Raw genomic sequence first — 9052 nt, forward strand, 5'->3', positions numbered from 1 at the left:
ACATTTGCAGGGTTGCCCGACAGGCATATGAGCGCAATGATCCAGATCAACGAAACAGGTGCAGAGGGTTCGGGCAATGACACAATATGCAGCCATCATGCTGGCCGCCGGATTTGGAATTCCGATACTGGCTGCTCTTAACGCGGCCCTTGGCAAGGTCATCGGATCACCGACAACGGCAGCCGTGGTGCTGTTTGCAATTGCCCTTGCCGCCTCGGTGCTGACCATGCTGTTGTTTCCCGGTTTTGCAGCCTTGTCCAAGGTTGCGCAAGCCCCGAAACACCTGTTGTTCGCTGGCATCCTGATTGCGTTCTACGTGTTATCGATCACCCATGTCGCCCCACATTTCGGCGTTGGAAACGCCGTGTTCTTTGTTCTGTTGGGGCAATTGATCAGTGCGGCGGCAATCGATCACTTCGGCCTGTTCGGCGCGCAGGTGGCACCCCTCACCCTGATGCGGGCGGGTGGTATCGCCGTCATGGCCATCGGTGTTGCGATCACTCAACTGGCCTGAGCACGCCGCCCTCAAGCCGGACCATGCGGTCCATGCGCGCCGCCAGTTCGAGGTTGTGGGTTGCGATCAACGCCGACAATCCCTCGTCCCGCACCAGTGTCATCAGGGCATCGAACACCTGATCCGAAGTATCAGGGTCCAGATTGCCTGTCGGTTCGTCCGCCAGCAAAACACGCGGCGCGTTGGCAAGCGCCCGGCAAAAGGCCACGCGTTGCTGTTCCCCGCCCGACAGCGCCGCAGGGCGGTGACTGGCGCGCGGGGCGACGCCCACACGGTCCAGCAAATCCAACGCCCGTGCCTGAGCAGCTTTTTCGGACGCGCCATTGGCCAGTTGCGGCAATGTGATGTTTTCCAGTGCCGTAAACTCGGGCAGCAGGTGATGGAATTGGTATACGAACCCGATATCCTGCCGACGCAACGCCGTTCTGGTTCGGTCGCCCTTGCCATTCACATTCTGCCCCCCAATTTCCACGGTTCCGTCGTCAGGCCGATCCAGCAGACCGGCGATGTGCAGAAGCGTTGATTTACCCGCACCGGACGGCGCAACCATGGCCACGGCCTCACCCGCGCGCAGCTCCAGATCGACCCCACGCAGAACCTGCACCTCGCCCGGTGTACCTTTGAGGTAGGTCTTGGTCAGACCGTTCAGACGCAAGGTGACTTCATTCATAGCGCAGCGCCTCGACCGGGTTTAGCCGCGCCGCGCGGCGGGCTGGGAAATAGGTGACGATGAAAGACAGGCCAATCGACAGGCCCGTCGCCTTGAGCACATCGCTCAGATGCAGTTCGGCCGGCAGAGCGTAGATGCCGCGGATCGACGGATCCCACACGCCACCGCCCATCACGTAGTTCACGAATGAGAAGATCGGATCAATGTAGATTGCAAAGAGGCATCCCAGGATGACCCCCATTGCAGTGCCGATCAGGCCGGTGAACGCACCACAGATGAAAAAGACACGCAGAACCGATCCTTCGCTCAGGCCGATTGTGCGCAAGATACCGATATCGCGCCCCTTGTTCTTGACCAGCATGATCAGGCCCGAAACGATGTTCATCGCAGCAATCAGAACGAGGATCGACAGGATGATGAACATCACATTATCCTCAACCTCGAGCGCGCGCAGGAAGCCGCCGGATGCGTCCTGCCATGTCCATATCTGACTGCGCTCGCCCGACGCCTCAAGAATGGGAATCAGGATCGGGCCGAGGTCTTCGGGCTTGTCCACCATCACTTCGATCTCATCCGCCACCCCTTCACGGTTGAAAAAGCCCTGCGCCTGCGAAAACGGCATGTAGACGCGGGTGCGGTCGATGTCATAGCGACCGGCCGAAAACACATAGACAACGCGATAGGCATTCACGCGCGGTGAAGTACCAAAAGCGGTTTTGACCCCGTTGGGCGAGGTCAGTTTGACCACATCCCCGACAGTGGCCCCGATGCTGCGGGCCACACCCGATCCAATGGCGATGACATCCTCACCCGTCTGGAAGCCCGACAGGTCCCCCGCCGCCTGTTCCGCCTGCGCGATACCCGGCAGGTCGAGCAGATCGTCGGGTCGGATGCCAAACACCTCGACCCCGCTGCTGCTGTCGCGGTTGGTGATCAGCACCTGCCCCTTCACAAGCGGTGCGGCGCGCTCAACACCGGGCACCTGCGCAATACGGTCGGTGCGTTCGTTGTAGTCGGCAATTGTCCGATCCACCCGGCCCTGCGCGTCAAATTCGCCCGAGGAATAGACCGTCACATGCGCATTGGCGCCCAGGATGGTGCCGACGAATTCAGAGCGAAAACCTGAACGGACAGCCAGCGTTGCAATCAGCGCAAACACGGCAAGCGTGATCCCGATCAAAGAGATCCATGTCATCACGCTGACACCGCCTTCGGCCCTGCGCGCGCGCAGATATCGCCAGGCGATTTTCCATTCAAAAGGGGCAAAGGGCGGGGGTGTCTTGGCCATGCCTGCTCCGGGTTTTTTTGTTTGCGGCGACCCTTTCGGCATTTCGCCCAATGGTCAAGCCGGTTGTCACTCTGAACTGGCTCCTCAGCCTGAATGAGCCGAATCGTTGCAGGACATGACCAAAATACACGTGCAAAACAGGTGTCTTCTAATTCGGGCGCTACACCATGAGTTGTGAAGCGCATCACAGACAGAAGGTGATTGTTTCAGGTATGACGTTAATCATCGCACATCGTGAGCCACTGAATCGTAAAGGCAACAATAAGTGCGAAATTTTATTACTCTTTTTGATTATTTTCAGAAACTTTGCCACCCTAACCATGGGGGAACACATTTAAAGAGCGGGGGTCGCTCAATGAATTTGCAAATTTCAACCAATGGTGCGGGTGCAATTTCGACCCGTCAGGCTTCAACAGAATTGGATTGTGAAACCGCAGCTTTGCTGCGCGCGGCCATCCGGCCGATCTTTGTCACTGCGGCGAGCTGGGGCAATTTGGCAGACATCCTGAAAGACAAAGGATATCGTCTGGTTTTCCGTCAAGGCCGTTTGTGTATCACGGATCGGGCAACTGATGCGCGGATTTGCGGATTGCGCTTTCTGGATATCGAGTTTCGCGAACTGATCAGCCGCCTTGGCCGCCCGATTGTTGTGGCGACAGGTGACGGAGCTAACGGAGACGTCCTGGCCGAGCGCCCGACGCCGGATCAAAACTGAGAACCTGCCGACTGACGCGGTCAATTCAGGTAGCTTGGGAAGGGCCGCCAGATCTGAGCTTCCGGCACCCCTTCCAGATCACGGGGCGTGTTTCAACGCCTGCTTAATGCAGCAACGGATGGTGGCTCAGGCGATCTGCTGGTAAATCTCAGCAACTTTGGTAACGGCCGCCTCGGGGCTCAGTTCCTCGCTTTCGCCGGTACGGCGGCAGGTCAGTTCAACCACACCATTCTTCAGACCACGCGGGCCAACCGTGATGCGCCAGGGCAGACCGATCAGGTCCATCGTGGCGAATTTGCCGCCTGCGCGTTCGTTGCGGTCGTCATAGAGCGGCTCCAGACCCAAAGCCGTCAGCGCCGTGTAGATCTTGTCACAGGCTGCATCGGCTTCTTCATCGCCCTGCTTGAGGTTGACGATACCGCAATGGAACGGGGTCACGCCCTCAGGCCAGATGATGCCCTTATCGTCATGGCTGGCCTCGATGATCGCACCGACAAGGCGGCTGACACCGATACCATGGCTGCCCATGTGAACCGGAACCGGTTTGCCATCCGGGCCTTGGACAGTTGCACCCAAGGGATCGGAGTATTTGGTGCCAAAGTAGAAGATTTGGCCCACCTCGATGCCGCGCGCCACGCGGCGGCGTTCTTCGGGTATCTGGTTGAACAGCGCTTCATCATGGGTTTCATCAGTGCGGGCGTATTTCGAAGTGAACTCTTCCAAAATGGCCTGACACTGTTCGCGGTTGTCATAATCGATGTCGCGATCGCCAAAGGTCAGATCAGTGACAGCGCTGTCATAGAAAACTTCGGATTCACCGGTATCGGCCAGAACCAGGAACTCATGCGTGTCATCACCACCGATGGGGCCTGAATCGGCGCGCATCGGAATCGCCTGAAGTCCCATCCGTTCATAGGTGCGCAGATAGCTGACCAGATGGCGGTTGTAGGCGTGCAGCGCATCTTCCTTGGTCAGGTCGAAGTTGTATCCGTCCTTCATATAGAACTCGCGCCCCCGCATCACGCCAAAACGCGGGCGGATTTCATCGCGGAACTTCCACTGAATCTGGTAGAGGGTCAGCGGCAGGTCCTTGTAGCTGCTGACGTGGCCGCGGAAAATATCGGTCACCAGTTCTTCGGCTGTGGGCGTGAACAGCATGTCGCGGTCATGACGGTCCTTCATCCGCAGCATCTCTTGACCGTAGTCATCATAGCGCCCGGATTCACGCCACAGATCCGCCGACTGGATTATAGGCATCTGAATCGCGATGTGACCGGCCCGCGCCTGTTCTTCGTGGACGATGTTTTCCAGCTTGCGCAGCACTTTGAAGCCCAGCGGCAACCAGGAATATATCCCGGCAGAGGCCTGCTTGATCATCCCTGCACGCAGCATCAGCCGGTGGCTGACGATCTGAGCCTCGGACGGGGTTTCCTTGAGAACGGGCAGAAAGTAACGGCTCAGGCGCATGGACGGACCTTCAAAGGTAAGAATTCGACTGGACAGGTGATTATGCCAAAGCCCCGCCGGGGGCAATCGCGCATTGGTGTTTTCCGACCTTGCGGCAGTCGGTTTTTTGATTGACCCGCCAATCGGGACTGCCATGGTAGCGGAAACGCAAATTCCATGAGGCGCCGATGCAGACCATTCTGGAACCCGCACGCCAAATCCCCGTCATTCATCAAACCGATGTTCTGGTCGTTGGTTCCGGCCCTGCCGGGTTGGCAGCAGCGCTTGCGGCGGCACGTGCGGGGGCCGAGGTATCTTTGGTTGATCGTTTCGGCTGCATGGGCGGCAATATCACTGCCGTCGGCGTCGAAGGATTTGCCTGGTACCGGCACGAGCAAACCGTCGAGGCAGGCGGCATCGGGATGGAGTTTGAAACCCGCGCCAAGGAGATGGGAGCCGCCGTTCCGGAAAGCCAGTCCCTGAGCTATGAGCTGGACAGCGAAGGCTTCAAACTGGTGGCCGACAAGCTGGTCGAAGAAGCGGGCGTGCATCCGATGTTGCATCGGCAATTCGTGTCCCCGATCCTGGAAGGCGACCGGATCACCGGTGTCATCACAGAATCCAAGGCCGGGCGCGAAGCGATTTTGGCCAAGGTCGTCATCGATGCCACCGGCGACGCGGATGTGGCCCATCGCGCGGGTGCGCCGACCCACAAAACTCCGCGCGAGGACATGATGGCGGCTTCGGTCATGTTTCATCTGGCGGGCGTCGACAAGCGGGCCTTTATGGAAGGTGTGAAAGCTGACCCGCAGACCTACAAGGACTGGGGCGGCGGCGGTGAGTGGAATATCGAAACCAGCGGGAAAGAGGACGACATGTTCTCACCCTTCGTGCACAAACCGTTCCAGCAAGCAATCGATCAGGGGCTGATCCCGCCGCATCTGAACACCATCGCCGGCACCTGGGGCGCGATGCATGACACGGGCGAGCTGACATACATGAACCTCATCCATCTGGCCGAGGTTGACGGCACCGATCCCGACAGCCTGACGCGCGGCGAGATTGAAGGTCGCCGCCAGACCATGCTGGCCATCGAGGCGCTGCGACGGTTCATGCCCGGTTGCGAAAACGCACGTTTGCGGAATTTCGGTATGACCATCGGCATCCGCGACACCCGCAAGATCGACGCGGTCTACAACATGACCGAGAACGATGCCCGCCATCAGGGCCGGTTCGAGGATACGATCGGCATCTATCCCGAGTTCATCGACGGCTATGGCATCCTGATCCTGCCAACTACGGGGCGGTACATGCAAATCCCTTATCGCTCGATGCTGCCCAAGGGCATCAAAGGCCTGCTGGTTGCAGGACGGTCGCATGGCGCGGACCGGGTGGCACATGCCGCAACCCGAAACATGGCTTGTTGCGCGGTCTTAGGTCAGGGCGCGGGCATCGCCGCTGCGGTCTCACTGAAAAGCAATCAGGAGCTGGACCAGCTGAATCTGGCACCGGTTCGAGCTGAACTGCAACGCCAGGGGGTGAGGATTCACTGATGGACAGTATCCCAACGATTGATATTGCGCCTTTGACTGCCCCGGGAACCGCAGCCTATGACGCGACGGTCCGAGACATCCTTGCGGCCTGTCAGGGGATCGGCTTTTTGTCGATCACCGGGACAGGCGTATCCCGGCAGACCGTGGATCAGGTACGCCAGATCACCCGACAGATTTTTGCCGTCGATGACGCACAAAAATGGGATCAGGCCATCACCCGTGCCAACTATCGCGGCTATATACCCATGGGGTTTTTCACACCCAATGATGGCTCGGGCAAGGCCGACAAGTACGAGGGGTACAAACTGCATCACGAGGTCGCAGCAGACGACCCGGTGCGTGAGGATTGCGCGTTATACGGGCCAAACATCTGGCCCGACGGTGTACCCGGTGCGAAAGAGGTCATTCTGGGTTACTGGCGGCAACTGGATCGCGTCACCGATCTGTTGCTGGGCGCGTTAGAGGCGGGACTGGATCTGAAAGCCGACGCGCTGCGCAGTGCATTCCGGGCCCCGATGACCAACATGACCCTGCTGCATTACCCGCCACAGGCCGAGGATGAGGCAGGCTATGGTATCCATCCGCACAAGGATACCGACGCCTTGACCATCATTGCCCCCGATCCGGTGGGCGGGCTTGAGGTGCAGACCCGCAACGGTGGCTGGATCACGCCCGATTGCCCGCCCGGTGGTTTCGTGGTGAATATCGGTGACATGCTGGAGCTGTGGTCGGGCGGGCGGTTGAAATCCACGCCGCATCGGGTTGTGAACCGATCGGGGCGGGAACGGTATTCTTTTCCCTATTTCGCGGTGCCCCGTCACGACGTCGTCGTCGCGCCTTTGCTGCCGCCCCTGCTTGGCTTTGACCGTCCGGCGGTTCATTGCGGTCACTGGTCGGCCGAGATTTGGCGCACGAACTGGCCCGATGAGACCGCCACCGAAGACACACCTGAATTGGGAACCTTGCGCGGCTGACCCCTGCAAACCCAAGCGCCATGAACCGCTTGCATCATGGGCTTTGATGCGCCAAGAACACCTGCAAGGGCCTGAACAAGGGGATCGCCATGGCTTTGCCGGTTAAGGATCAGCTGAGATACTGGAGCATCGCCGCTGCGGTTTTCGCGTTGATCCTGTGGGCGCTTGGGGATGTCTTGCTGCCTTTTGTCATCGGCGGGGCCATTGCCTATTTCCTGGATCCGGTCGCTGACCGGCTGGAGCGGTTGGGCCTGTCGCGTATGGCCGCCACGGCAGTCATCACGGTCGTCGGTGTTCTGGGGTTTGTACTGGCAATTCTGATGGTGGTCCCTGCGCTGATCACCCAGTTGCTGGATCTTGTCGATGTACTGCCCGATCTGTTCAAACAGTTGCGCAGTTTCATAGAAAAACAGTTCCCGTCCTTGCTTGACCGGGACTCAAGCACGCACGCGATGCTGGTGTCCTTTGGCGAAACGCTGAAATCCAAGACCGGCGACGTTATGCAGACGCTGCTGACCTCGCTGGGCTCCGCGATCAACATCGTTGTTCTGTTGGTCATTGTCCCGGTCGTGGCCGTCTACTTGCTGTTGGACTGGGATCGCATGACCGCCCGCATCGGAGAGCTGCTGCCACGTGACCATGCACCCATCATTAGGCGGCTTGCCGGAGAGATCGACGCGGTTCTGGCCTCGTTCGTGCGCGGCATGGGAACGGTCTGCCTAATCCTTGGCAGCTATTACGCGGTCGCACTGATGCTTGCTGGACTGCAATTCGGTCTGATTGTGGGCTTTATCGCGGGCTTGGTCACGTTCATTCCCTATCTGGGCGCCCTTATCGGAGGCTCGCTGGCAATCGGGCTTGCGCTGTTTCAGTTCTGGGGCGACTGGGCTCATATCGGGCTGATCGCGGGTATCTTTGCCATTGGACAAGTCACCGAGGGGAACTTCCTGACACCCAAGCTGGTCGGCAGCTCTGTCGGGCTGCATCCAGTCTGGTTGCTGCTGGCCCTGTCGGTCTTTGGCGCGCTGTTCGGCTTCGTCGGCATGCTGATCGCTGTCCCGGTCGCCGCGGCATTGGGCGTGTTGGCCCGCTTTGCCACATCGCTATACCTCGACAGCAGATTGTACACTGGTCTTGAAGGTCTGGATCAGGAAACCGAGTAAATGGCCCGACAACTCAGCTTTGATCTGCCCGCCAAAACTGCGCTCGGGCGAGAGGATTTCTTTGTGTCACCGGCCAATGCGCTGGCGGTGGCAATGATCTCGGCCACGTCATGGCCCGGCAACAAGCTGGTACTGAGCGGGCCCTCCGGCGCGGGCAAAACCCATCTGGCCCATGTCTGGGCCGCTGAAACCGGCGGGCGTATCCTTCAGGCCAGAGACCTGCGATATGACGATGTGCCAGACCTGGCGCGTATGCCGATCGCGGTCGAAGACGTGCCTTTGATAACCGGTGATCTCGAGCAGCAAAAAACGCTGTTCCACCTGCATAACCTTGTTCTGGCCGAGGGGCACCCCTTGCTGATGACCGGCCGTCTTGCACCAAAATTCTGGGAGTTGCCGCTGGCCGACCTGCAAAGCCGGGTCGAAGGTGCCCATCACGTCGCACTGGATCCGCCCGACGACGCATTGCTGGGCGCGGTTCTTGCCAAGCTGTTTGTCGACAGGCAGCTCAACCCCGGCCCCGATGTCATCGCCTATCTTGTCAAGCATATGGACCGGCGGTTTGAAAGCGCAGCCGACGTTGTATCCCAACTGGACCAACTGGCCCTGGCAGAAAAACGCGACATTACACGCGCGCTGGCCATTCGCGTACTGAACACGGCCCCGGATGAGGTCGAGACCAATGATTGACCCGCTGACGTCAATTTCGCATCCTCAAACAGGACAATC

At 59.2% G+C, this 9052-nt stretch carries 9 protein-coding genes; 6 read left to right on the forward strand and 3 right to left on the reverse strand.

The genetic code is table 11. The features are described from left to right. The first annotated feature begins 76 nt into the window (after positions 1-76). On the forward strand, positions 77-514 hold the full coding sequence (locus ACR0ID_RS06665) for a DMT family transporter (RefSeq protein ID WP_267366019.1): 438 nt from the start codon (positions 77-79) through the stop codon (positions 512-514). Here the strand turns inward: ACR0ID_RS06665 and ACR0ID_RS06670 are convergent. Both ACR0ID_RS06670 and ACR0ID_RS06675 read right to left on the reverse strand, forming a co-directional pair. Further along, on the reverse strand, positions 498-1184 hold the full coding sequence (locus tag ACR0ID_RS06670) for an ABC transporter ATP-binding protein (RefSeq protein ID WP_480516242.1): 687 nt from the start codon (positions 1182-1184) through the stop codon (positions 498-500). The genes ACR0ID_RS06665 and ACR0ID_RS06670 overlap by 17 nt on opposite strands. Beyond that, a complete protein-coding gene (locus ACR0ID_RS06675; protein WP_480604493.1) occupies positions 1177-2472 on the reverse strand; it encodes a lipoprotein-releasing ABC transporter permease subunit in 1296 nt (431 codons plus the stop codon). The genes ACR0ID_RS06670 and ACR0ID_RS06675 overlap by 8 nt, the downstream gene beginning before the upstream one ends. Positions 2473-2827: 355 nt before the next feature. On the opposite strand from ACR0ID_RS06675, the gene ACR0ID_RS06680 reads away from it, so the two are divergent. Continuing rightward, complete coding sequence (locus ACR0ID_RS06680; RefSeq protein WP_480604494.1) at positions 2828-3187, forward strand: hypothetical protein; 360 nt, start codon at positions 2828-2830, stop codon at positions 3185-3187. 126 nt (positions 3188-3313) lie between these two features. On the opposite strand, the gene proS is transcribed toward ACR0ID_RS06680, so the two are convergent. Continuing rightward, positions 3314-4654, reverse strand: a complete 1341-nt coding sequence (gene proS, locus ACR0ID_RS06685; RefSeq protein ID WP_480481934.1) for a proline--tRNA ligase — start codon at positions 4652-4654, stop codon at positions 3314-3316. A gap of 167 nt (positions 4655-4821) precedes the next feature. Between proS and ACR0ID_RS06690 the strand changes: the two genes are divergently transcribed. The 4 genes from ACR0ID_RS06690 to ACR0ID_RS06705 all read left to right on the forward strand — a co-directional run bounded on the left by ACR0ID_RS06690 (position 4822) and on the right by ACR0ID_RS06705 (position 9013). Then, positions 4822-6186, forward strand: a complete 1365-nt coding sequence (locus ACR0ID_RS06690; RefSeq protein ID WP_480604496.1) for an FAD-dependent oxidoreductase — start codon at positions 4822-4824, stop codon at positions 6184-6186. Continuing rightward, a complete protein-coding gene (locus tag ACR0ID_RS06695) occupies positions 6186-7160 on the forward strand; it encodes an isopenicillin N synthase family dioxygenase (RefSeq protein ID WP_480604497.1) in 975 nt (324 codons plus the stop codon). The genes ACR0ID_RS06690 and ACR0ID_RS06695 overlap by 1 nt, the downstream gene beginning before the upstream one ends. An 89-nt stretch (positions 7161-7249) precedes the next feature. Then, positions 7250-8323, forward strand: coding sequence for an AI-2E family transporter (locus ACR0ID_RS06700; RefSeq protein WP_480475855.1), 1074 nt, complete (start codon positions 7250-7252; stop codon positions 8321-8323). Further along, positions 8324-9013 carry an HdaA/DnaA family protein gene (locus tag ACR0ID_RS06705; RefSeq protein ID WP_480604499.1) on the forward strand — a complete coding sequence of 230 codons (690 nt, stop codon included), beginning with the start codon at positions 8324-8326 and terminating at the stop codon, positions 9011-9013. Positions 9014-9052: the final 39 nt, after the last annotated feature.

This window comes from Ruegeria sp. AL2 (assembly GCF_056540845.1).

Bases quoted from the DNA above. Each gene is read 5' to 3' on its own strand.
- ACR0ID_RS06690 (WP_480604496.1), top strand. From the start codon at position 4,822: ATGCAGACCATTCTGGAACCCGCACGCCAAATCCCCGTCATTCATCAA.
- ACR0ID_RS06675 (WP_480604493.1), bottom strand. From the start codon at position 2,472: ATGGCCAAGACACCCCCGCCCTTTGCCCCTTTTGAATGGAAAATCGCC.
- ACR0ID_RS06700 (WP_480475855.1), top strand. From the start codon at position 7,250: ATGGCTTTGCCGGTTAAGGATCAGCTGAGATACTGGAGCATCGCCGCT.
- ACR0ID_RS06665 (WP_267366019.1), top strand. From the start codon at position 77: ATGACACAATATGCAGCCATCATGCTGGCCGCCGGATTTGGAATTCCG.
- ACR0ID_RS06670 (WP_480516242.1), bottom strand. From the start codon at position 1,184: ATGAATGAAGTCACCTTGCGTCTGAACGGTCTGACCAAGACCTACCTC.
- ACR0ID_RS06705 (WP_480604499.1), top strand. From the start codon at position 8,324: ATGGCCCGACAACTCAGCTTTGATCTGCCCGCCAAAACTGCGCTCGGG.
- proS (WP_480481934.1), bottom strand. From the start codon at position 4,654: ATGCGCCTGAGCCGTTACTTTCTGCCCGTTCTCAAGGAAACCCCGTCC.
- ACR0ID_RS06695 (WP_480604497.1), top strand. From the start codon at position 6,186: ATGGACAGTATCCCAACGATTGATATTGCGCCTTTGACTGCCCCGGGA.
- ACR0ID_RS06680 (WP_480604494.1), top strand. From the start codon at position 2,828: ATGAATTTGCAAATTTCAACCAATGGTGCGGGTGCAATTTCGACCCGT.